General features: G+C 61.1%; 18 protein-coding genes. 8 read left to right on the forward strand and 10 right to left on the reverse strand.

Annotated elements, in window-relative coordinates; genetic code table 11:
* Nucleotides 1-28 precede the first annotated feature (28 nt).
* A complete protein-coding gene (locus EK23_RS12640) occupies nucleotides 29-385 on the forward strand; it encodes a hypothetical protein (RefSeq protein ID WP_045225718.1) in 357 nt (118 codons plus the stop codon).
* 41 nt (nucleotides 386-426) lie between these two features.
* Here EK23_RS12640 and ppx read toward each other — a convergent pair whose 3' ends face one another.
* Complete coding sequence (ppx, locus tag EK23_RS12645) at nucleotides 427-1,923, reverse strand: exopolyphosphatase (RefSeq protein WP_045225719.1); 1,497 nt, start codon at nucleotides 1,921-1,923, stop codon at nucleotides 427-429.
* A gap of 85 nt (nucleotides 1,924-2,008) precedes the next feature.
* Here ppx and EK23_RS12650 point away from each other — a divergent pair, with 85 nt between their 5' ends.
* Complete coding sequence (locus EK23_RS12650) at nucleotides 2,009-2,956, forward strand: ABC transporter ATP-binding protein (protein ID WP_045225769.1); 948 nt, start codon at nucleotides 2,009-2,011, stop codon at nucleotides 2,954-2,956.
* 8 nt (nucleotides 2,957-2,964) lie between these two features.
* The gene (locus EK23_RS12655; RefSeq protein ID WP_045225720.1) at nucleotides 2,965-3,729 is read left to right on the forward strand and encodes an ABC transporter permease; all 765 of its coding nucleotides are present in this window, start codon (nucleotides 2,965-2,967) and stop codon (nucleotides 3,727-3,729) included.
* Between the two features lie 22 nt (nucleotides 3,730-3,751).
* Here EK23_RS12655 and fnr read toward each other — a convergent pair whose 3' ends face one another.
* The 6 genes from fnr to EK23_RS12685 form a co-directional block, all read right to left on the reverse strand.
* Nucleotides 3,752-4,567 carry a fumarate/nitrate reduction transcriptional regulator Fnr gene (fnr, locus tag EK23_RS12660; RefSeq protein WP_235282039.1) on the reverse strand — a complete coding sequence of 272 codons (816 nt, stop codon included), beginning with the start codon at nucleotides 4,565-4,567 and terminating at the stop codon, nucleotides 3,752-3,754.
* Nucleotides 4,568-4,596: 29 nt separating this feature from the next.
* A complete protein-coding gene (locus EK23_RS12665; RefSeq protein ID WP_045225721.1) occupies nucleotides 4,597-5,454 on the reverse strand; it encodes an ExeA family protein in 858 nt (285 codons plus the stop codon).
* Between the two features lie 11 nt (nucleotides 5,455-5,465).
* Nucleotides 5,466-6,260, reverse strand: coding sequence for a CpsD/CapB family tyrosine-protein kinase (locus EK23_RS12670; RefSeq protein WP_045225722.1), 795 nt, complete (start codon nucleotides 6,258-6,260; stop codon nucleotides 5,466-5,468).
* Between the two features lie 65 nt (nucleotides 6,261-6,325).
* The gene (locus EK23_RS12675) at nucleotides 6,326-8,077 is read right to left on the reverse strand and encodes a GumC family protein (RefSeq protein WP_045225723.1); all 1,752 of its coding nucleotides are present in this window, start codon (nucleotides 8,075-8,077) and stop codon (nucleotides 6,326-6,328) included.
* Between the two features lie 11 nt (nucleotides 8,078-8,088).
* On the reverse strand, nucleotides 8,089-9,426 hold the full coding sequence (locus EK23_RS12680) for a hypothetical protein (protein WP_045225724.1): 1,338 nt from the start codon (nucleotides 9,424-9,426) through the stop codon (nucleotides 8,089-8,091).
* 34 nt (nucleotides 9,427-9,460) lie between these two features.
* Nucleotides 9,461-10,042: a polysaccharide biosynthesis/export family protein gene (locus EK23_RS12685; RefSeq protein WP_052808155.1), complete on the reverse strand. Its 582-nt coding sequence runs from the start codon at nucleotides 10,040-10,042 to the stop codon at nucleotides 9,461-9,463.
* 356 nt (nucleotides 10,043-10,398) lie between these two features.
* Between EK23_RS12685 and EK23_RS12690 the strand changes: the two genes are divergently transcribed.
* Nucleotides 10,399-12,783, forward strand: a complete 2,385-nt coding sequence (locus EK23_RS12690) for a tetratricopeptide repeat protein (protein ID WP_045225725.1) — start codon at nucleotides 10,399-10,401, stop codon at nucleotides 12,781-12,783.
* A 61-nt stretch (nucleotides 12,784-12,844) separates the two neighbouring features.
* On the opposite strand, the gene ftsH is transcribed toward EK23_RS12690, so the two are convergent.
* Complete coding sequence (gene ftsH, locus EK23_RS12695) at nucleotides 12,845-14,740, reverse strand: ATP-dependent zinc metalloprotease FtsH (RefSeq protein WP_045225726.1); 1,896 nt, start codon at nucleotides 14,738-14,740, stop codon at nucleotides 12,845-12,847.
* A gap of 225 nt (nucleotides 14,741-14,965) precedes the next feature.
* Between ftsH and rimK the strand changes: the two genes are divergently transcribed.
* Nucleotides 14,966-15,871: a 30S ribosomal protein S6--L-glutamate ligase gene (rimK, locus tag EK23_RS12700; RefSeq protein WP_045225727.1), complete on the forward strand. Its 906-nt coding sequence runs from the start codon at nucleotides 14,966-14,968 to the stop codon at nucleotides 15,869-15,871.
* A gap of 24 nt (nucleotides 15,872-15,895) precedes the next feature.
* On the opposite strand, the gene EK23_RS12705 is transcribed toward rimK, so the two are convergent.
* Nucleotides 15,896-17,506, reverse strand: a complete 1,611-nt coding sequence (locus EK23_RS12705) for a cytochrome P450 (RefSeq protein WP_045225728.1) — start codon at nucleotides 17,504-17,506, stop codon at nucleotides 15,896-15,898.
* A 213-nt stretch (nucleotides 17,507-17,719) separates the two neighbouring features.
* Between EK23_RS12705 and EK23_RS12710 the strand changes: the two genes are divergently transcribed.
* The 3 genes from EK23_RS12710 (at nucleotide 17,720) to EK23_RS12720 (ending at nucleotide 22,041) form a co-directional block, all read left to right on the forward strand.
* Nucleotides 17,720-18,319: a Cif family virulence factor gene (locus tag EK23_RS12710; protein ID WP_045225729.1), complete on the forward strand. Its 600-nt coding sequence runs from the start codon at nucleotides 17,720-17,722 to the stop codon at nucleotides 18,317-18,319.
* A gap of 231 nt (nucleotides 18,320-18,550) precedes the next feature.
* Nucleotides 18,551-20,605: a 2,3-oxidosqualene cyclase gene (locus EK23_RS12715; RefSeq protein ID WP_052808156.1), complete on the forward strand. Its 2,055-nt coding sequence runs from the start codon at nucleotides 18,551-18,553 to the stop codon at nucleotides 20,603-20,605.
* 65 nt (nucleotides 20,606-20,670) lie between these two features.
* Nucleotides 20,671-22,041, forward strand: a complete 1,371-nt coding sequence (locus EK23_RS12720; RefSeq protein ID WP_045225730.1) for an FAD-dependent oxidoreductase — start codon at nucleotides 20,671-20,673, stop codon at nucleotides 22,039-22,041.
* Here the strand turns inward: EK23_RS12720 and EK23_RS12725 are convergent.
* A complete protein-coding gene (locus EK23_RS12725) occupies nucleotides 22,038-23,018 on the reverse strand; it encodes a tRNA dihydrouridine synthase (RefSeq protein ID WP_200892153.1) in 981 nt (326 codons plus the stop codon). The two genes, EK23_RS12720 and EK23_RS12725, sit on opposite strands and share 4 nt — an antisense overlap.
* Nucleotides 23,019-23,060 lie beyond the last annotated feature (42 nt).

Here is a 23,060-nt window from a genome sequence, read left to right on the forward strand (position 1 = left end):
TTTTGCCTGTCAGCGGAGCCCCTGCCTCATGTATGCGACCGTCTCACTCAAAGCCATGAAGTTTATTCCCGCATTCGCCGCATGCCTGCTCTACAGCACGGCGAGCGGTGCCGGGATTCTTTCCAGCCCCGAAAACTACCATGAGTGCCTGCTGGAACGCCTGCCGGACGTGCAGAACGATGTAGTTGCCGCATCGGAAAACAGCCAGTGCCGCGTGGCTTTTCCGGACTCTACGCCACCGGAAAAAGTTGATCCGGGCTGGCTCGGCCCGGAGACCGTCGCCGAATGCCTGGCGGAGTTTGGGACAAACACACCGAGCTCCTATGCCGCCAACCTCATCCGCGAGGCCTGTTTCCAACTCTATCCGGAACAACCGGCAGAATGACGGGCTGAGCGGTACGCGGCAGCGATTCAGCTTCCCCGCGTTCAGGAAAACCGCAGGTTCACCCCCGCCGAGGCAAGATAGACCGCTTCCTCTTCCAGATCGGCACTAGTAAGTGGATGGCTGTCCAACCATCCGACCGGAAAGTTGAGATTCATCTGGGTTTCCGAAAGCGTCAGCGCCATTCTTGGGAGTGGCGTCGCATGCCGGCTGCGGTTCAGCAGCACCGCCAGGCGCAGCAGGATGGCCATGGGCTTGGCTGCGACGCTCCAGGGCGCGGGCAGTTCCTTGAGGAGCTTGGTCGGCAGCTTACGCCGATGCGCACGCACGATGGCGGCCAGCAGTTTCTGATCCTGCCGCGAGAATCCGGGCAGGTCGCCGTTTTCGATGATGTACGCGCTGTGCTTATGAAACTGGCTATGCGCTATATCAAGGCCAATCTCATGCAAATCCGCGGCCCATTCCAGCCATTGCATCGCCTCGGGCGCCTCAACCCTGCCAAAGCTTGCCACCTGCGCCCCCAAGTCGCGTAAGGTCTGCCGAATGCGCGCCGCGTGTTTCTGGTCGACGTGATAACGGCTCGCTACCGCGGCCACCGTGCGCGATCGGATATCCTCCTGATTGATGCGTCCGAGCAGGTCGTAGAGCAAGCCCTCCCGCAGTGCGCCCTCCGCCACCTTCATGTGCTGGATGCCCAGGCTTTTGAAGGTCGCGTACAAAATGGCCACGCCGCCGGGAAGGATGGGTTTGCGGTCCAGGCTGAGTTCCGGCAGGTTGAGCTTGTCATGATGTCCCGCGCTTAACAGCGCGTCCACCAGCCGGTTGAGTCCCTCCAGGGTAATGCCGCCCTTGCTCCAGCCGGAGCTGACCAGGAGCTTCTCCACCGTGCGCAAGGTGCCGGAGGCACCCACCGCCTCGTCCCACGAGTCGCTGCGGAATGCGGCCTCGAAGGGTTCCAGTTCCATCTGGGCGGCAATCACCGCGCGCTTGAAGCGTTTTTGCGTCAACTTGCCGTCGGGGAACTGCTGCAGGCTCATGGAGACACAACCCATGTGCAGGCTTTCCTTTTGCAGCGGTGTCTTGTCGATGCCGATAATGTACTCGGTGCTGCCGCCGCCGATGTCCATGACCAGGCGGCGCTTGCCGTCCGTGGCCAGGGAATGAGCCACACCCTGATAGATTAGGCGCGCCTCTTCGATGCCGGAAATGATCTCGATGGGATGTCCCAGCGCCTGCTCGGCCAGTATCAGGAATTCATTGGCATTCCGCGCGATGCGCAGCGTATTGGTTCCCACCGCCCGCACCGAACCCAAGGGCATGTCGCGCAGGCGCTGGCCGAAACGCTGCAGGCAGTCGATGGCCTTCTGTTGGGCGGCGACGGAAAGGCTGCGCTGCGGCGTCAGGCCCGCGGCGAGGCGCACCATCTCGCGCAGGCGATCGAGGATGACCAGCTCCCCTTGACGCAGGCTGGCGACGACCATGTGAAAGCTGTTGGAGCCCAGATCGATGGCAGCGACCAGTTCGGGTGTGTGTTTCGGCAAAGTCGCTCCAGGTGCTATGGAAAAAATGGGGCCGTTCGAATTTGTTAAAATGGCGGCCTGCCCATTTTACGAAACATCGGCTCCCATGTGGAATGAAACGAGCGCCCTGTCCTTGCGCCGCCTGAAGAAGGTCTACAAGAATGGCTTCGAGGCTCTCAAGGGCATCGACCTGGAGGTGGCAAACGGGGATTTCTTCGCCTTGCTGGGACCCAACGGCGCCGGCAAGTCCACGACCATCGGCATCATCAGCGCGCTGGTCCGCAAGACTTCCGGTCAGGTGGCGATTTTCGGCCACGACATCGACCAGGCGGCGGACGCAGCCAAGCGCTGCATTGGGCTGGTGCCCCAGGAAATCAATTTCAACCAGTTCGAAAAGGTTCAGAACATCGTCGTCAACCAGGCGGGCTATTTCGGCATCCGCCGCCGCGAAGCACTGCGCCGTGCCGGCCATTGCCTGGAACAGCTGGGCCTGTGGCACAAGCGCAATGAGGTTTCACGTCAGCTTTCGGGCGGCATGAAACGGCGTCTCATGATCGCTCGCGCCCTGGTACATAAGCCGCGCCTGCTGATCCTGGACGAGCCCACCGCCGGCGTCGACATCGAGGTGCGCCGTTCCATGTGGGAATTCCTCAAGCACATCAACGCGGAAGGCACGACCATCATCCTCACCACCCATTACCTGGAAGAAGCGGAAAATCTTTGCAGGCACATTGCGATCATCGATCAGGGCGTCATCGTGGAGCACAGCGACATGCAGGGGCTGCTCCGGCGCTTGAAGGTGAACCGCTATATCCTGGAACTGAGCAGGCCGATCGAGCATGCGCCGGAAATTGCACCGTACCATTTTTCCAGCATCGACAGCCGCACCCTCGGCGTGGATGTGCCCACCGGACACGGCTTGCACAGTCTGTTCGACGCGCTGCTTGCTGCCGGCATCCAGGTGAACGCCGTTCGCAATGCCGCCAACCGCCTGGAGCAACTCTTCATCGACCTGGTGGGGCGCCCGGCAAAAGACCTGCCCGCTTCCGATTGAATCCCGCCATGCGCCATCTCATCGCCCTGCAGACCATCCTGTTTCGGGAAATCCACCGATTCCTGCGCATCTGGCCGCAGACCGTCCTCCCTCCCGTGGTGACGACCTCGCTGTATTTCCTGATCTTTGGCCAACTGATCGGCAATCGCGTGGGAGACATGCGCGGTATTGCCTATATGGACTTTATCGTTCCCGGGGTGGTCCTGATGTCCGTCATCACCAACGCCTATGGCAACGTGGTGGCCTCGTTCTACTCGACCAAGTTCCAGCGCAATATCGAGGAACTACTGAGCGCGCCTGTGCCCAGTTGGGTGATCCTCATCGGATACGTGGGTGGTGGCATCGTCCGCGGCATCGTGGTGGGCAGCGTGGTGGCCGGTATTGCCGCCTGCTTCACCGACGTGAAGCTGGCTCACCCGGCGGTCATCGTCAGCGTGTCTGCCATGACCGCCACCTTGTTTGCCCTGGCGGGATTTCTCAACGCCCTGTTCGCCAACAGCTTCGATGATATTTCCATCATCCCGAATTTCGTGTTGACGCCATTGGTCTACCTGGGAGGTGTGTTCTATTCCGTGGATATGCTGCCCGAGTTCTGGCGAAAGGTATCCCTGGGCAACCCCATCCTTTACATGGTCGACGCCTTCCGCTACGGCTTTCTTGGTGTCAGCGACCTCAACGTCCAAAGCGCCTTCATCATACTCGCCTGCTGTCTGGCACTTTTGGGCGGACTCGCCCTGCTGTTGCTGGAGAGAGGGACCGGACTAAAGAGCTGAGGGTGGTGGCCGCCGGCGGAGGCTACTGATTTGCCCGCAGATCCTGCAGGCGCTTGAGGTTGGTGATCTGAATGTACTTGTGCTTGACGCGAATGATCCCGGAGTCTTCCAGGCCCTTGAGGGTGCGGCTCACGGTCTCCAGGGCCAGTCCCAGGAAATTGCCGATCTCCTGGCGCGTCAGGCTGAGGCGAAACTCGGTCGCGGAAAATCCCCGTTGCCGCAGACGGTTGGAGATGTTGATCAGAAAGCCCGCCACCCTCTCCTCCGCCGGGCGTTTGCTCAAAAGGATCTGATCGGTTTCTGCCGCCAGCGTATGCCCCGCATGCCGGAACAGCTCGCGCATGAGATTCGGCACGTCGCGACACAAACCATCCAACTGGTCGGCCGGAATCTCGCAGTAGCTCACGGTTTCCAGCGCAACAGCGGAGCAGGAATGGTAGTCGTCGGCCAGGGCGTCGAAGCCCAGCAGTTCTCCGGGCAACAGATAGGCGGTGACCGATTCATTGCCGCCTTGGTCCAGCGCCGTGACCTTGGCGGTTCCCGCCTTGATGGCGATGATGCCGCGGAAGGGGTCCCCCTTGCGGTACAGGTAGTCGCCCTTTTGCAGGGTGCGCTTGCGACTGACTAGATTGCCTATGCGTTCGATATCCTCCCGCTTGAGACCGCGCGGCAGGCACAACTCGCTCAGGCTGCAGTTGCGACAGGTGACCTTCAGTTGTGCTTTGACTTGCTCGGGTTCCGTCATGGTCTGATGCCGCTCAAAATCAGCAGGGGTCCCTGACATGCAGAGCGAAACCAGCTCGTTTTCCCTGGATTCGCCCACGATTCGTTCGGTCAAGTCGATACCTTCAAGACTATGCTGCAGCTTCAGTCGCCAGCCAGTGCCGCGACATCCTGTTTGAATTGGGACGGCAACCCGCCCTGCTCGCGGTCTCTGGCTACGTCTTTAACCAGTTCCGCGTCGATCTGCCGCCGGTCGTCGGCAAACCCATAGACCAGCGCAGTATCGCACAAAACATTGATCAAGCGGGGAATTCCGCGCGATTGCTCATGGACCGCATCGCAGGCCGCATCGCTGAACAATTCCGGTTCGACGCTGCCGGCCGCCTGCAGCCGGTGGCGAATATAGCGCCGGGTTTCGTCACGGTCCAGAGGTTCCAGCCGATAGCTGACCGAGACGCGCTGGGCAAACTGCTCCAGGTCCGGTCGCCTGAGCTTCTCCAGCAACTGTTCCTGCCCCACCAGCACGATCTGCAGCAACTGGTCCTTGCCCACATTGACGTTGATCAGCATGCGCAGCTCTTCCAGTGTCTCCGGCGACAGGTTCTGCGCCTCATCGATCACCAGCACAGTGCGTTTGCCCTTGCGATACTGCTCGTTGACGAACTCCATGAAGGTCTGGAATAAAGCGGTCTTACCCTTGCCTGAGTAGTCCAGGTCGAAAGCCATAAGCACCCACTGCAGCAACTCGCCAAACGAGGGGTGCGCATTGGAAATCAGCCCGACGCGCAGGTTCTTGCGGCTTAGATTACCCAATAATTGATGGATCAGAGTCGTCTTGCCGGTACCGATCCCGCCACTGATGACAACGAACCCGGTCTGATTCAACAGACCATACTCCAGGAGCGTCATCGCCAGCCTGTGCTTGCGGCTCAGGTACAGAAACGCCGGATCGGGCATGAGCGCGAATGGCCTCTCGCGCAATTTATAGAAGGATTCATACACGGCGGCTGACCTCAGGCTTCGGCGGAATCGCGGGGTTCCGCCTTGTTGAGCACGGTGCCCAGAATGGGCGAGGGATGCAAATTCTCGATGGCAGCGGCCAGGTCCTCCCGGTTTGTGCGACCTTCCTCTACGACCAGCAAGGCGGCATCCGCATAGGGTGCGAAGCCCAGAGCGTCTGACGTGGATAGATGCGGCAGGTCGAAAATAACGATACGCGACGGATAGCGGCTCTTGAGCTCGTCCACCAGTTCCGCCATCTTGGACGAGGAAAGCAGTTCCGCCGAATCCGCCAGGGGCCGCTTGCCGGGCAGCACCACGAAGCGGCCGATGCCTTTCGGATTGATCAGGATCTTCTCAATGGGCACCGAATCCAGCAGGTAGTCACTCAGCCCGAACTGGGGCTCCAATCCAAAATACTTGTGTACGCTGGGGTTGCGCAGGTTCGCATCCACCAGCAGCACCGTCTGGTCCACCTCCAGCGCCAGGCTGATGGCCAGGTTGATGGCGGTCAGTGTCTTGCCCGCCGCAGGCCCGGGACTGGTGATAGCCAGCGCATTCCAGCCTTGCTCCCGGAGCTTCTGTAACACCCGTGTGCGAAGGATCTTGTAGGCATCGGTAAAACTGCCTGGCTCGTAGCCCGAGATCACGCGATGCCGCCGCAGGTGGTCCTGAGAGATCGGAACACTGCGGGTCTGCGTGTACTCGATGCGACCGCCGGGCCGGGCGACGGCTGGCGCTGCCTCCGTTCCGCTGAGTACGGCCTGCTTCTGGTAGGTCTTGTCTAAAGCCTTACGTATACGTTCCATGGTGAATTCTCTGTGTGGTGCATATGCGACGGTTGGCGCCTGATCGGCCTGGATCCGCCTGGCCTTTATCCGGTAATCTGATCGAGCTTGCGAAGGCCACGGAACCAGAGGACGTCCAACGGCGTCCACAACCAGTTGACCAAACCCAATACCAGAATCACGGCCGCCGCAGCGCCAACGGCAAACAGCAGTTTGCGCCGCCGCTCGAAATCCTCCTCCTCATCGGTCTGCCACAAGGGGATCACCGCCAGCGGTGCCACACCCGTCAGCGCTGCGATGCTCCTGGCTCCGCGCAATGAGGCATCCATAGTTTCCATCAGCAGGATGTAACCGGCTCCACCGGCAAGAGCCAGCACGAAGCCAAGAAAGGCGATGGCAATGCGGTTGGGCTTGACCGGCTTCTCGGGCAGCATGGGCGGCTCGATGATGGAGAAGCGCTCGCCCTTGCTCTTCTTCTCCAACTGCTCCGCCACATGCGCTTCCATTTCCTTGGCTTTGAGCTCCCGGTATTTGGCTGCCGCGTTATCGTAATCTCGCAGCAAACTTAAGTACTGGCGCTCAACATCCGGGGTCTGACCGAGGCGGGCTTCGTATTCCGTCAATTTCGCTTGCAACTCCTTCCGCTTCTTGGCGAGGGCAGCGATATCCTGAGCCGTGGTGTCCCGTTGAACTTGCAGTGTAATGTAAGCTGGATTGTCAGGTTGGCTGGTGGCGATTCGGCGGGCATTCTCGCGGGTGACGCCGCGGTTGATCTCGGCCTCCAGCTTCTCCACCTGCTTGCGCAGCCGAATCACGTCAGGATGGTTGTCCGAAGAGGATTCCCTCAGGCTTGCCAGTTCGGTGCGCAGCTTGCTGAGTTCCTTGATCTGATCGGTTCCCACGTCGCCCCCGCCCACTTCCTTTTCCAGGGCTTCGATCTCCTGCCGCATATTGACGATGTCCGGGTGCTTCTCCGAATGGGTGCTGGACAGGCTGAGATAGGACGATTTAAGCGCCTTGAGTCGCTCGGCGGGTGACAGGACACGCTCGCCGCTCCCAGTAATCGTGGAGCTTTCCGGCTGCACTTGCGCCAACTGGCCATCAAGATAGAACTTTCGGTCTTCCAGTGAGTGAACCTGGGTATCAATATCTGCCAGATCACGCTCGGTCTTATCGATGAACTGAAGTGTGAGCGCTTTTTGGTCAGGCAGGCTGTGCATGTGTTCTTCCTTGAAGGCGGCCAGCTTGGCTTCCAATTCGGTCATGTAAGCGCCCATCTGCTTGGCCTCCTCCTCCAGAAAGTGAGAAGTTTCAGCCGTCTTCTGTGACCTGGATTTCAAATTCTCTTCCAGATACAGAGAGGTGATTTCGTTGGCCACCTGCTGTACCAGTTCGGGGTTCTTGCCATCAAAGGAAAGCGAAAATGCGATAGTCGCCTTGGAAGGTTGCCCGGTGCGCGGATCGATGACTTCCGCGCTGATGGGTTCGAAGGCCAAGTCGTCACGCATCGCCTCGATGACTTCTTCCATGGGACGCTTGGTGCGGGCTTTGGCGTACAGATCGAACTTCTCGATGATGCGCTCCAGGTTGGCGCGCGTCATCACGCGTTGATTGATGGTCTGGAGCCGCTGCGCCGCGTAGGTGGTGATGGTGGAGCGCACCAGATCCGATGGAATTTCCTGCTCCTCGATCAAAATGATCGCGTTGGAACGGTACGTGGCTGGCCAGAACAAGGCGACGAGCAAGCTCAAGGTGATAATGCCACCGGCGATGGCAATAAATTGGAGTTTGCGCCGTTTGAATGCCGCGACGTAGTCTTGGAGCTCTTTATCTTCCATCGGTTCTTGGCTCAGAGTTTGTGTTTGTCAAATAGATAGCGCAAATTCAGGAATAGCGCGTGAGAGTCGGCTGTTCCGGAATCTGGATAGGTCACTTGAGTGTATTGATAAGAAGCATTGAGATACCAGTTCTCATCCCACTGCCAGTTCAACCCCGTGCGCGCCGAGAAGATTTCGCGGTTTAGAAATGCCGCGGTACCTTGTGAGGGTGAGGATTGCTCGCTGTAGCTGAGCGACAGATTGGTGCTGACCCACTCGCTGAAACGATGATTGCCGCTCAGGGAATAGCGGTCATAGGCAACCAGGTCGCCGTTCAAATTTGGGCTCACGCTGCGGGAGTAGTCAAAGCCGATATCGCTGTATTCAAAGCGCTTGCGTGCGGTTGCCGAAAGGATCTCGGTCACGGCATTATTGCTGGTCCCCGGAACAAACACCGACGGCCCTGGCACAGTACCGTTAATGAGCGTAGTGGCCACAAAGCTGGGAGTCTCTGTCTGGTTGTACTGCGCCCCCCCGGAAAATCCCAACGTAATCGTACTGGTGGCCGCCCAGTTGAAACCGGCCATGGCACTGGTAGTCCTGATCGTGCTGTCGAGCGCCGGGCGGTTGTAGAGCGCCGGCAGACCAAAAATCGTGTCGCCAATGGGCACCTGCAGCAGATCGATGTAGGTCCCAGCCTGTCCCAGGAGCGTGTAGTCCGTATAGTTGGCGGAACCCGTCAAGGTCAGATCGGAATTCCACTGGTGCTGAAACAGCAGCCCCCCGGTGTGGGCTATAGAATCCACCACGTTGGCCGCGACCACCTGACTCCTGTCATAGGTGCGGTCGTTGTAGTCGTAACTTAGGCTGAGCAAAGACGTGTCCGACAGACTGTATGTCCAGCTTGGCGACAGGATGCGCGTAGTCCTGGGAATGCGTCGAAACACATAGCCCACATCCACGGTGGAGTCCGTCTCCGAAGAGAGTGTGTTGTCCATGTTGTACTGAGCATCCATATTCCAGATGGAATACTCGCTGCGGTACTTGGTTCGCCAATCAAACAGCTGGTTGTAGTAGTCGAGGTTGTTGTCGGTGACATACCAGCGGTTGGCAAAACGCGCATTCGCTCTGGTTTCCCAGAACTCGTCGGTGGCGGAAAAGTCGATTTGCCCGTCGACACCCTGCCCCCATGCGGGATCGTGGGGCGCTAGGGTCCTGAACAGATTGGTGTCGTACTCCTCCACCGCTTTCGCATCGCCCGTGAGGGTCAAGTCGAGCCCGTATGCAGTCTGGACCGAACCCGCCAGCAAGAGCAGCGTGCAGTACCCGACGCAGCCCAGACGCCAGGCTTTTTCTGCTGCCTTCAACATCGCGGAGACATGAAGTGCAAGGCGCAGCCCGGAGTCACGGCACGACAACCACATCGCCGCGGTTCAACACGATGTTCTGCTCCAGGTTATCGCCCTCGGACACCGCATCGTAGTCAAACGGGAAGGTCACCGTGGTCCCATGTTCGTTGCGGATGATCTTGATATCGTCGGTATCGGCAAACGGCGCCGGGCCGCCGGCCATGGCCAGCGCTTGCATCACATTCACCCGCGCCGGCGTAACGTACTCGCCCGGCTTGATCACCTTGCCCACTACGTAGATCTTCTGATTGACCGTCATCACGGCGACCGTGACAGCCGGGTCGGAGAGATACTCGGACAGGCGCTTGGTGATCTCCGCCGCGATCTGATCCACCGTCATACCGCCCGCGTGCACTTCGCCGACCAGGGGAAAGGTGATGCCACCGTCTGGCCTGACCAATACCTGTTTGTCCAGCCCCTCGTCCTTCCAGACGGAGATGGACAGCACGTCGCCTGCGTCAACCACATAGCCGGGGGGCACAGACACGCTGGGGCGCTCCGACGCCTTGGGGACATCGGCGCCCGCCATGACGGTCAACGGCAACAGGCCCAGGAACACTGCACGAATGATCTTCATGTAAACCGCTTTTCGTTGATTTAATGGAATGACTATTGCTTAATAACTTGGCCCACCGGACACCCAGGATTCGCCTGAATCGCCGAGTGCCTTGCTTTTTACAGCTTAACCACGTCTGCTTGGCCAACACAAATCGCGACGCTACTGTGGGATTTGCCGGAATTGTGAACTTGGGCCCGAACCAAAACTTTAATACTATGAAGCCCATGTAAATTTAGCCACTTATCCAGCCAATTCAACGCAATCGGGTAAACGTGGGAAGCGGCGGACCTGCCATCGAGCGGGACAGACGGGTATACATAGGCAATATCCATACCACATAACTCCAATTACAAAATTTCATTAGGGAGCGACTGATGCTGATCCGACGTCCTAACAAACTCGTCATGGCGCTGGCCGTTGCCGGCCTCGTCACCGCCTGCGGAGGCGCCGAGGAACGCAAGGCCGAGTACCTGGAGCGCGGCCGGAAGTACTTTGAAGAGCACAACTACGACAAGGCCAAGGTTGAGTTCAAGAACGTGCTGCAGATAGACCCCAAGATCGCCAAGCCCTATTTCTATCTGGGCCAGATCGAAGAGTCCAAACAGCAGTGGCGTGAGGCCTTCGGCCTTTATCAGAAGGCGGGAGAACTCGACCCTGCAGACTTGGAGGTCAAGAGAAAACTGGCCAAGTTCTATCTCCTGGCACAGGACAAAGACAAGGCCAGGTCCTTGCTGAAGGAAATCCTTCAGGCCGCGCCCAAGGACATCGAAGGACGCATGCTGAATGCCGCAATCGCCAACCAGGAAGGCAACGAAGACGCTGCCCTGACCGACCTGTTGTCGGTCATCCAGGATGACCCTGCACGGGTCGATGCCTATTTGGTCATTGCCGTCCTGTACGAGAAGAAAGGCGACCGCGACGGCATATTGCGTGTTTTGCAGCAAGGACTGGAGCACAACAAGGGAAATCCCACACTACTGATGGCAATGTCCAAGGCCTACCAGCAACGTGGAGAAAACGCCAAGGCCGAAGAGGTTCTGCGCCAATTGGTCGCAGCCGATCCCGCCAGCGCCACCTACCACAACGTACTGACGCAGTTTCTAATCCAGCAGAAGCGCTTTGACGACGCGGAAAAAGAACTGCGCGCTTCGATTGCGGCCAATGCCGCTGAAGCGCCGCGCCACATGGCCTTGGTGGAGTTTCTCGCGCGCAGCGGCAAATCAGACCGCGCCGTGGACGAATTGGTGAAGGCCGTGGCCAGCAACCCCGAGAATGTCGACCTGCGCTTTGGTCTCGCGCGCCTCTACGAGCAATTGAGGCAGGCCGACAAGGCGGAAGCCAGCTTCCGCGAAATCATCGAAAAGTGGGACGGCAAGCCTGAAGCACTCAAGGCACAAGGACAACTGGCCGAGCTTAAGTTGGCACGGGGACAGGTGGACGACGCCCTCGGCCTGATTGACGCGGTGCTGAAGGAGAACCCGCAAGATAACCAGGCACTGATGCTGCAAGGCAAGATGGCTCTCGCCCGGAAGGACGCCCAAAAGGCCATCGCATCCTTCCGCGCCGTGCTCAAGGACCAGCCTGAGTCCGTGGAGGTGCTGACCTTCCTGGCCCAGGCCCAAATCCAGGACGGCAAACCAGCCCTGGCGCAGGAAAGCCTGGAGAAAGCAGTACAGGCCAAGCCGGAGGATTTTGCCGCGCGCAAGCGTTTGGTCGAATTCCTGGTGCAACAAAAAAACAATACCCTGGCGCTGGAGAAAACCGACGAGTTCCTCAGGATCGCGCCAAAGAACCTGGACGCTTTGAACATGAAGGCAGACCTTCTGGCGCTGGAAAAGCGGGAGCCGGAGTTGGAGGCCTTGCTGCAGCAGATCAAGAAGGACTTTCCGGACAATCCCATCGGGGCCTTCCGCCTGGGCAACTTCTACCAGACGCAGAAGAAGTGCGATTCGGCCATCGCGGAATTCGAAGCCAGTCTGATCCACGCGGAGAACGACTATGAGCCGCTCAAGGCCATAGCCGGCTGTTACCTGCAGTTGGGGCAGCCTGACAAGGCGCTGGCCCGGCTGAAGAAAGTGCTGACCGACAAACCCAAGCACCCCACGATCAACCAGCTCATCGCCATGTTTTACGCGGAGCGTAATCAAGAAGCGGAAGCCATCAAATATCTGCGTCAGGCCATCGAGGTCAACCCCCGCTGGCCGCTGCCGTACAACAACCTGGCCAGTCTTTATGAGAAGCAGGGCAAGTTCGATCAGGCCTTGGGCACCTACGAGTCCGCCTTGAAGGTCTATCCGGGGGATCCTGCCATCATCATGAGCATGGCCCACCTGGAGGAGCGCAAGCGCGATTTCCCCGCAGCCATCAAGCACTATGAGAGCATTCTGTCGAAGAACCCGGACAACCTGCTGGTCATCAATAATCTGGTCGCCTTGCTGAGCGTCGATGCCAGCCATGCGGCCAATATGCAAAAGGCCAGGGAACTGGCGGTCAAGTTACAGACCTCCAAGGAGCCTGCGGTGATCGATACCCTGGGATGGCTGGCCTACCAGTCCGGCGACTATGCGAAAGCCTTGGAGCAATTGAAGCAGGTGGTGGAGCAGCAGCCGCAGGTGCCCATCTATCAGTACCACCTCGGCATGGCCTACCGGAAGAGCGGCGACGACGCGGCGGCCAAGACCCATCTGGAACTGGCGATCGGATCCAAGCAGCCCTTCGAAGGCGAGGCGGAGGCGAAAGCCGCCTTGAAATCCCTCTAGGTCTTGGCGGGCGGGGGGCCGACCAGCGCCCCCCGCAATCGAATGGCGCTGTTGGAGCGGCTCAGTCCGCCAAGCTGGCGATGACCTGCTTGATCTCCGCCCCGCTCACCACTTCCTTTTGCTGCAGCAAGGCCGCCAGCGCATCCAGTGTGGCGCGTTGCCGGCTGAGGATATCGCGGGCACGCGCCTGATTCTCCTCGATCAGCGCCCGAACCTCGGTATCGATCAGTCGCGCAGTCTCATCGCTGAAATTGCGTTCCTCCGCGCCTTCCACGCCCAGATAGGCCAGCGTCTGTCGCTTGCCATAGGTCAAGGGGCCAAGCCTTTTGCTCATCCCCAACTGGCAGACCATGGCACGCGCGATCTCCGTGGCGCGCTCCAGGTCATTATGCGCGCCGCTGGAGACATGGCCGAACACCAGTTCCTCGGCCGTGCGCCCGCCCATGAGGATGGCGATCTGGTCGCGCAGTTCCGGCTCGGTGGACAGGAATTTCTCCTCCACCGGCAGTTGCAGGGTGTAGCCCAGCGCGGCGCCGCCTCGTGGGATGATGGATACCTTGTGCACCGGCTCGCCGGTGGGTACGGTTTCCGCCACCAGGGCATGCCCCGCCTCGTGGTAGGCCACGCGCTGCTTTTCCTGCTCGTTGAGGGCACGGCTCTTTTTCTCGGGACCGGTGAGCACACGGTCGATGGCCGCCTCGAAGTCGGCCATACCCACATGGTCGCGGTTCTCGCGCACGGCGATGATCGCGGCCTCATTGCAGACATTGGCCAGGTCCGCGCCGACGAAGCCGGGCGTGCGCTGCGCCACCACCCGCAAATCCAACTCCGCGCCCACGGTCATGGTGCGGGTGTGGAGTTTCAGAATGGCGAGACGGTCTTCCAGCCCCGGCTTGTCCACCACGATCTGCCGGTCGAAGCGCCCGGCCCGCAGCAGCGCCTTGTCCAGTATCTCGGGACGGTTGGTGGCGGCCATCACCACCACGCCCACGGACGGGTCGAAACCGTCCATCTCCGTCAGAAGCTGGTTAAGGGTCTGCTCGCGCTCGTCATGCCCGCCCATGACCACGTTGCCGCCACGTGAGCGGCCTATGGCGTCCAACTCATCGATGAAGATGATGCAGGGGGCCTTCTGCCTCGCCTGTTCGAACAGATCCCGCACCCGCGAAGCCCCAAGCCCCACGAACATTTCGATGAATTCCGAGCCGCTGATATTGAAGAAAGGAACCCCGGCCTCGCCAGCCACCGCGCGCGCCAGTAGGGTCTTGCCGGTACCCGGCGGCCCCACCAGCAGGACACCCTTGGGCATGCGCCCACCCAGGCGCTGGATGCGTGTCGGATCGCGCAGAAACTCGATGGACTCACCCAATTCCTGCTTGGCATCCTCGGCCCCCGCCACGTCCTTGAAACTGACCTTGCCCTGGGTGTCCGCATAAATGCGCACCCGGCTCTTGCCCAGGCTCAAGACGCCGCCACCGGCGAAACGCCGCGCCATCCAACCCCATAGCAGGACGATGAGCGCCAAGGGCAGCAGCCAGTTGAAGATGAAGTTACCGAGCCAATTGCCGCCGTAGCGCACGGTGTAGGTCACGCCGTGCTTTTGCAGGGTGTCCACCAGACCCTGGTTCCACAGCGGCAGGGTGATGAAGGGCTTGGGCTCGGTGCCAGGCGCCTCCGGCTTGATCAGGCCGGTGATGGCCTGCTCAGAAACCACGGCGCGCTCGAGCTTGTCCTGTTCCGCCAACTGCAGGAACTGACTATAGGGAATCTCGTCGCGCTTCACTTCGCTGTAGCCTTGCCACAGGTAAACCAGCGCGAAGGCGAGGAGAAAATAAACCAGCAAATTGCGCCGCTTGCGTTCGCCCTCGCCGCTGGGCTGGTTGATCTCGACCCGCGGCTTGCCGGCAAGGCCAAGAGCCTCGCGAAGACGCTCCAACCCTCCGGCCGCCTGGGCCATAAACCGATCCCACCATTGCTTGTGCATAGGATATTCCTCCGCGCTCATTACGTGCCCACGCGGGTCCGGCTGACAAGCTAGGGTTCTTCAAAGGAACGCGCCTGAACACCGGCACGCGTTGAATTGTGCAAAAGACCGCCCGATCAATGCAGAGCGACCCGCGATTTCAACACTACCAGACCTATAATACGCGCTTTGGTTCGCCCAGCCTGCGTACATTACCGGATGAAAATTGCGATCCTGTCCCGCAACGAACGCCTCTACTCCACCCGCCGCCTGGTGCAGGCGGCCGAACAGCGCGGCCATGAACCCCATGTGGTGGACGCCCTGCACTGTTACATGGACATCACCTCGACGCGCCCTGCAATCTTCCACCGGGAAAGGAAGCTGGAAGGCTTCGACGCCGTCATTCCCCGCATCGGTGCATCAATCACGTTCTACGGCCTCGCCGTGCTGCGCCAGTTCGAAATGATGGGGGTCTATCCCCTCAACGAGTCGGTGGCCATCGGCCGCTCCCGCGACAAGCTGCGTTCCCTGCAATTGCTGGCGCGAGCCGGCGTCGGCCTGCCGGTGACCGGTTTTGCCCACACCCCGGACGACATCAAAGCGCTCATCAAGCTGGTGGGCGGGCCGCCTTTGGTGATCAAGCTGCTGGAAGGAACCCAGGGCAAGGGCGTGGTGCTGGCCGAGTCCTATCAGGCGGCGGAGGGGGTGATCGACGCGTTCCGCAAGCTGGATGCGAACTTCCTGGTGCAGGAATTCGTGGGGGAAGCGGACCGTTCGGATATCCGCTGTTTCGTCATCGGCGGTCAGGTGGTCGCGTCCATGAAGCGGACCGCCAAGGACGGCGAGTTTCGCTCTAACCTGCACCGCGGCGGCCACGCGGGACACGCGGAACTGACCCAGGCCGAGCGGCAGACGGCTGTGCAGGCCGCCGAAACCATGGGCCTGAACATGGCCGGCGTGGACCTGATCCGCGGTAGGCACGGCCCATTGGTACTGGAGGTCAATTCATCCCCGGGCCTTCAGGGCATCGAACGCATCACCGGCCAGGATATCGCCTCCCTCATCATCGAGTTCGTGGAGCAGCACGCCGACGCCAACGAGGCCAAGACCTTGGGCCGCGGCTGAGCGCCCGCGCTGGTCCAAACCCGCTCAGGAGCCCTCTTCCACCACCCGGATCGCCCGCGCCGGGCAGTGCTTCTCCGCCTCCCGCGCCTTGTCCAGCAAGACCGCATCGGGGGTTTCCTGCAAGACGGTCAGATGGCCCTTGTCATCCACCTGGAAGATCTCGGGGGCCTCGGTCATGCAGTTGGAGTGCCCCTTGCACAGGTCGAAATCCACCTCGATGCGCAAGCGGCCCGCCGCCGTCTCAGAAGCGTGCGCCTCTTCAGCAGACACCGGCGCAGGCCGCACGGCCTGTCGCTCGTGGAACTTGATGGCGCAGGGCGAAGCCGGCTCCACCACCATCTTCTGATAGTCGTCCCGGTAACTGTCCGGCGCATCCGCCAGTTGAAAATCGAAGCGGCGCAGCAGCACGCTGATGATGGCCTTGATCTGGAACATGGCGAAGGCATTCCCCGAGCATTTATGGCGTCCGCCGCCAAAGGCCTGCCAGGCATAGAGATCCTTGTCTTCCGCCCGCTCCGGCGTATAACGGTCTGGGTCGAAGCGTTCGGGATCGGGAAACAGCTCCGGTATGCGGTGCGTGACCGAAGGCGCGGCGCAGACGAACTTGCCGGCCTTGATGAGATAATCCCCCGCCACGAAATCCTGCATCACCTTGCGCATGAGGATGATCAAGGGCGGATGCAGGCGCAGCACCTCCTTGACCACGTTCTCCAGCACGGTCAGCTTGCGCAGGGACTCGAAACTTACCTCGCCGTCCGCGCCCAGCACCTGATCCAGTTCCGCCCTCACCCGCTCCAAGTGCTCAGGGTTGCGCAACAATTCGATCAGCACCCAGGCCGTGGTGCCGGAGCTGGTGTGATGACCGGCGAAGATGGCCGCGATCAGCAGCCCCGTGATTTCGCGCGCCGTCAGCTTGGTGCCGTCCTCGTAATGGGAGTCGATGAGGGTCTGGAACACATTGGTGCCGGGTTCCAGTTCCTGTGCGCGCTTTTCCATGATCTGGCTGACCAGGGTCTGCAGGCGCGCCCTGGCCTTGTCGCGGCGGCGGAACACCGGCAGGGGCAGATAGGGGAACACATAGGCGATGGGCTGGATGCCATGCTCCAGATCGCGGTAGATGTCAGCGAACTCGGCATTCAACTCGTAGCGGAACTCCGGGCCCAGCAGACAATGGCTGGCGGTATAGATGGTGAGCTCCTTGGTGAACTCCAGCAGGTCCAGTTGGCCCCCGCCGCCCCAGCGGGCTATCAGCCCTTCCACCTCGCCCACGATGACCTCGGAATAGGTCCGCATGGCCTTGTCGCGCAAGGCCGGCATCAGCATCTGCAACTGCTCGTTCTTGCGCTTGATGGGCGCATCGAACACCACGCCCTCGCCCAGGATGGGCGTCATGATCTTGTAGGCCGGCCCCTGGTCCAGCACTTCATCAGGCGCCCGGTAAAAGGCCTCGCTGGCGCGACTGCCGGTCAGAAGCACCATATTCTGGTGAAACAACTTGAATTCCGCCGCCTCGCCATAGCGCTGCCGCAGATCCATCATGAATTGGTGCGGGTTTTTCCCGAAGCGGTGGATATGCCCGATCAGGGGCAAGGCGCCCGGCGCCTTGGGCGGTTCTTTACGCGTAGTCTGGTTCATCTTCCCGATGCATGCTGATTGATGGTGGGGCGGCTCGGTTCCCGGCCCGTTCATGGCGCGGCCTATCCTCTCTGCAATCGCGAGCGGGGTCAACCGGGCAGTGAGTCGAGCGCCCAAAAGCGTCAGAACGCATTCACCTGAAGGAAAAAAGCGCTTACACTCCGCGCTTTGTTTCACCGCCCCGGCCCTGCCGCCGCCCACGAAGGAGACCCCATGCCCGCCTACCCCCGCGAAGAACTGGAAGCCATGGTGGAGCGCTGGCTCCAAGCCAATCGCGATTCGGAACGGGATGGCGTGTGGGCCAAGCACCTGGCCAGTATGTACACCGAGGATGCCGAATACGGCTGGAACATGGGGCCGGACCAGGAGTTTTTGGCCCGCGGACGTCAGGAAATCGAGGACATCGCCCTGGGATTCCATATGGAAGGCTTCGAGGCCTGGCGCTATCCCTACGACCGGGTCCTGATCGATGAAAAACTCGGCGAAGTGATCGGCATTTGGCGGCAGGTCGCCCCGGTGACCCGCGAAAACGGATCCCCTTACGAAGTGGCGGGCCTGGGTGGTTCCTGGTTCCGCTACGGCGGCAATCAGCAATGGTCCTGGCAGCGGGACTTCTTCGACCTGGGTAACGTCAAGGCCCTGTTCCTGGAACTGGCGGCCGACGGCAAGCTCGATCCCGCCGTCAAACGCAAGCTCGCCAAGTTGGCCAAAGGTCAGAAGCTCCCGGGTGTTGATACGGTTCGGCACACCGGCTTGTTCAAGAAACTCCGCGGCATCCTGGCCATGATCCGCATCGTTCTGAGCGGGAAATAGGCCATACGCCATTTTCACGCCCCGCAGTCTGGACGCCCCAACCTTTTTCCCGCACAATGACGGCTACTTACGTTGGATTGCGTACAAACGCGTACGCCTAGGAAGGCGGTAACCGTACAATCAACCTGGGTTTAACTGTGAGCGTAGGCCCAAGGCCTCCTCGCAGGGCTCTGGCAGCGTCGTGGAATCAACGGCGATCGTACGAACCCTCAGCGGACTGGCATTTACTTATTGAAACCTGATTTCTCGAACCCGCCCGCCGAGCATCCCGCGGCGCAAGCTACCACAGCCCTGCGCGCCTCGGTACTGCATGCCGCTCGGCGCGGTGTGGCCAAGCTGATCAGCCTGCAGAGGCCACGAGGCGACTGGGAAGGTGAAATGGTGTGGTGCACCATGATCCTAGCTCAGGTTGTCATCGTGCGCACCTTGGTCGGCCGCCCCTACGATACGGCCGAGACGGCCGCGATCATTCGACATTTTCAAGTGAGCCAGGCGGCTGATGGCTCCTTCGGCATGCATCCCGAGTCGCCGGGCTACGTTTTCTTCACTACCCTGGCCTATATCGCCCTGCGACTACTGGGCGTCGATTCGGAACACCCGATTCCGGCCCGCGCCCTGGCTTGGCTGCATGCCCAGCCCGACGGCGTGCAGGCCATACCCACCTGGGGTAAGTTCTGGCTCTGCCTGATGGGTCTTTACCCGAGGCGGGGCCTCAATGCGGTGCCGCCGGAACTGTTCTTGCTGCCGGGCTGGCTGCCCTTCCATCCCAGCCGTTTCTATTGCCACACCCGGCTGATCTACCTGGGCATGGCCTATTTGTCGGGCAGTCGCTTCCAGGCCCCATTGCCTGCGCCCATCCTGGAGACGCTGCGCCGCGAACTGTATCCGGAAGGGTACGAAAACATTGATTTCAAGCGCTCTCGCCACCGGGTCGCGGCCAACGATCTGTATGTGCCGGTGAGTGCGCTTCTGCGCGCGGTCTACGACCTGCTGGGCCTCTACGAGCGCCGGCCGCTCCAAGCATTGCGTCGCAAGGCACTGGATCTGTGCCTGGTGCGCATCGTTCAGGAACAGCGTAGCACACGATACCAGGGCATCTCGCCGGTGAGCGGTATCCTCAATTGCTTGGCCCTGTTCGCCAGTGACCCGCAACACCCCGAGCTAGGCCCCAGCCTGGAAGGAGTCGAAGCCTGGCGCTGGGAAGACAAAGACGAGGGACTGCGCTACGTAGGTGCCCGATCCAACTCCTGGGACACCGCGTTTGCCATGCAGGCCTTATGCGACGCACCACGCGACGCAGAGGAGATCGCGCCAGCCTTGAAGCATGGCGGTGAATTCCTTGCGGCGGCCCAGCAGACCGAGGAAATTCCTGAATTTGCCGATTTCTGGCGCGATCCGGCGCGTGGCGGCTGGTGTTTCTCCGACGGCGCCCACCGCTGGCCGGTCAGTGACTGCGCCGCGGAGGCGCTGAGCGCGCTGCTGTTGTCGAGGGAGCACGCCGGTGGCCAACTGCCGGTGGACTTGACTCGTCTCGATGAGGCGGTGACGTTCATCCTCTCGCGCCAGAATGCGGACGGCGGATTCGGCACCTATGAGCGGCGGCGCGGCGGCCGCCTGCTGGAAGTCGTCAACCCATCCGAGATGTTCGGCCAGTGCATGACCGAACTCTCCTACATCGAATGCACCGCCTCGTCTCTGGCCGCGCTGGCGCATTACCGGGCCGCCTACCCGGATCGTGACGACAGTCGCCTCGGCCCGGCCATGCAACGCGCCATCGCCCTGCTGCGCAAACAGCAGCTCCCCGACGGCTCCTACCCGGGATTTTGGGGCATCAATTACACCTACGCCATTTTCCATGTAATCAAGGCATTGCGTTCCGCCGGGGTGAGCACCGACGACCCCTGCCTCGCAGCGGCCGCGGCTTGGCTGTTGCGGAAGCAGCGCGCCGATGGCGGCTGGGGCGAGCACTACACCAGTTGCCTGCTCGGCCACTACGTGGAGCACAACGAGAGCCTGGCGGTCATGACCAGTTGGGCACTGCTGGCTCTGCTGGAAGTGCTGCCGCCAGCTCATCCCGCCATCGAGCGCGGCATCGCCTGGCTGGTACAGCAACAGCTACCCGACGGCGGGTGGCCCGGGAAGTCCGTCAATGGCGTCTTTTTCGGGGCAGCCATGCTGGACTACCGCTTGTATCCCATTTATTTCCCGGTCTGGGCGCTCAACCGTTACCTTCGCTTCCAGCATAAAGCGGGTCAGGCCGACCGGGCGGGGCATGATGCCCCGTAAACCCATTCCCTATCTGCCAAACTTCAAGTCCGCGCCTGGGGGCCGGAAAAGGATCTCGCAGCGATATGAGTACCTATGAAATGGACGTTACCACCGTCGATATCCTGATCGCTGGCGGCGGCGTCGGCGGCTCTGCCGCCGCCGCGGCTCTATCGGAACTCGGCCTTGAAATTCTCATTGTCGAGCCCGATCCGGAGCACGGCCGCAAGCTGGCTGGCGAGCTGATCCATCCCCCCGGCGTGGACGGCTTGTGTGCCCTTGGGCTCATGGACGCCGATGCGCTCGACGGCTGCAAGGTCGAAGGTTTTGCCGTGTTTCCCTTCAGCGACCAGGACGGCGAAGCGCCCATGCGTCTGCCCTACGGTACAGTCCGTGGCCGGGAGCGCGCTGGACTTGCCATCGAGCATCACGTCCTGAAACGGCAATTGCTGGACAAGGCACAACGCATGCCCGGGGTTAGCCTGTGGTCGGGGGCACGCGTGGACGAACTCTGCCTCCAGGCGGACGGCACCTACGCGGCGCTGGTGAGCGGGAACGACAAGCAAACCCGGATCCAGGCCCGGCTCATCATCGGCGCCGACGGCCCCATGTCCCAATTGCGAAAAATGGCGGGCATCGCGTTCGAGACCCAGCGCTACTCGGGCATGATGGGGCTCGAGGTCGACGCCACCCATCTGCCCCATCCGGGCTACGGCAACATCTTCCTGAATTCTGCCGGCGTTTCCTATGCCTACGCCATCGCCCCCGACCGCGTCCGGGTGATGTTCGAAATCCTCAGGGGATCCAACTACCGCGAGTCCATCCGCGAGCACTTGAGCCGCTTCCCGGCGGATTTCCGGGCGGATATCGAGGCGGAACTCGCCAAGGAGAAACCCCTGGCGACGGCCAACTATTGCATAATCCCTGAATCAAGCATCAAGGGTAACCTGGCTCTCATGGGTGACGCCCGCGGCTGTTGCCACCCCCTCACCGCGTCCGGCATTACCGCAGCGGTAAAGGATGCCACCATCCTGCGCGATGCGCTCCGGGATTCCGGTTTCGATTATGCCGCGGCGCTACGGCGCTACGCGGTGGTTTGCGGGCGTCTGCAACTGACCCGCCGTACTCTGGCGGAGGAACTGCGCGAGGCCTTCCTGGCACAGACCCCGGAGTCCTCTTTGCTCAGCCAGTGCATCTTCTCCTACTGGCGCAACAGCCCGCGCGGACGCAGCAATTCCATGGCACTGCTGTCCACGCTGGACAGCAGCATTTATTCCCTGGCACGGGAGTATGCGTTGGTTGCCCTGCACGCCTTCAAGCTGCTGCCGCGCTGGAGCCGTAACCGGGCCATGGCAGCCTGGCACCGGGGGGTATTCAAGCTGCTCTGCAAGAGCGTCGCCTTCCAGCACGCGGCGGTCAGCCTTCGCGTCAAGGAACTCCTGGCTTACGCCCGTTAGGATTTCCCAGGGGCATTGAACAGGCTCCGTTCAAGCGCCTCGGGGGTGGTCAAGGCGCGCACGCTGGCAAAGGCCATTTGCGCCTCGGGATAGGTCAGGCGCAGATAGACCAGCCACTGCTTGATGCGGCCGCAGCGGCCCTTGGGGCTGGTCCGTGTGGCGAGTGCGTCCCAGAACACCCGCAGCAGATCCACCACCTCCCCCCAGGGCAGCCGGCAGTCTTCGCCGGCGCGTATGGACCGAGCCAACGCTGGGTTCGAGACCATGCCGCGGCCCAGCATCACGTCGATCACGCCACTGATCTCGCGGCAACGGCGGTAATCTTCCAGGCTCCAGACTTCCCCGTTGGCCATGACGGGAATCGATAGCTCACTTTGCACCCGAGCGATCCAGTCCCAATGGGCCGGCGGCCTATAGCCTTCGCTCTTGGTGCGCGCATGCACTACCAGTTCCTCAGCACCGCCGTCGGCTATGGCTCTTGCGCAGTCGAGCGCCTTGCCCTTGTCCTCGTAACCTAGGCGCATCTTGGCCGATAGCCGCACGTCATTGGGCAGCGCGCGGCGCACGGCGGAGACGATGGCCCGCAGGCGTTCCGGCTCCCGTAGCAGAATGGCTCCACCGCAGTGGCGGTTCACCGTCTTGGCCGGGCAGCCAAAGTTGAGGTCGATGCCGACGGGCCGCAGCCGGGCTAGCCGGGCGGCATTGCGCGCCATCAAGTCTGGGTCCGAGCCCAACAACTGCACCCTCACCGGAACGCCGGCCGCCGTCATGCCGCCCTGATCCAATTCCGGCGCGATGCGCTGGAAACAGCGATCGGGCAGCACGCTGCCCGACACGCGCACAAACTCGGTGACGCACAGATCCATGCCGCCGACACGGGTGAGCACATCGCGCAGGGTGAAATCCAGCAGCCCTTCCATGGGGGCCAGGTAGATGCGCGGTACGGCGGCCGTCTGGGCCTGGGAGACTTCGGACACGTTTTAGTCATCATGAGGGGCGCGGCAGACCCGAGCGTGGAC

The organism is Methyloterricola oryzae (assembly GCF_000934725.1).
Classification (GTDB): domain Bacteria; phylum Pseudomonadota; class Gammaproteobacteria; order Methylococcales; family Methylococcaceae; genus Methyloterricola; species Methyloterricola oryzae.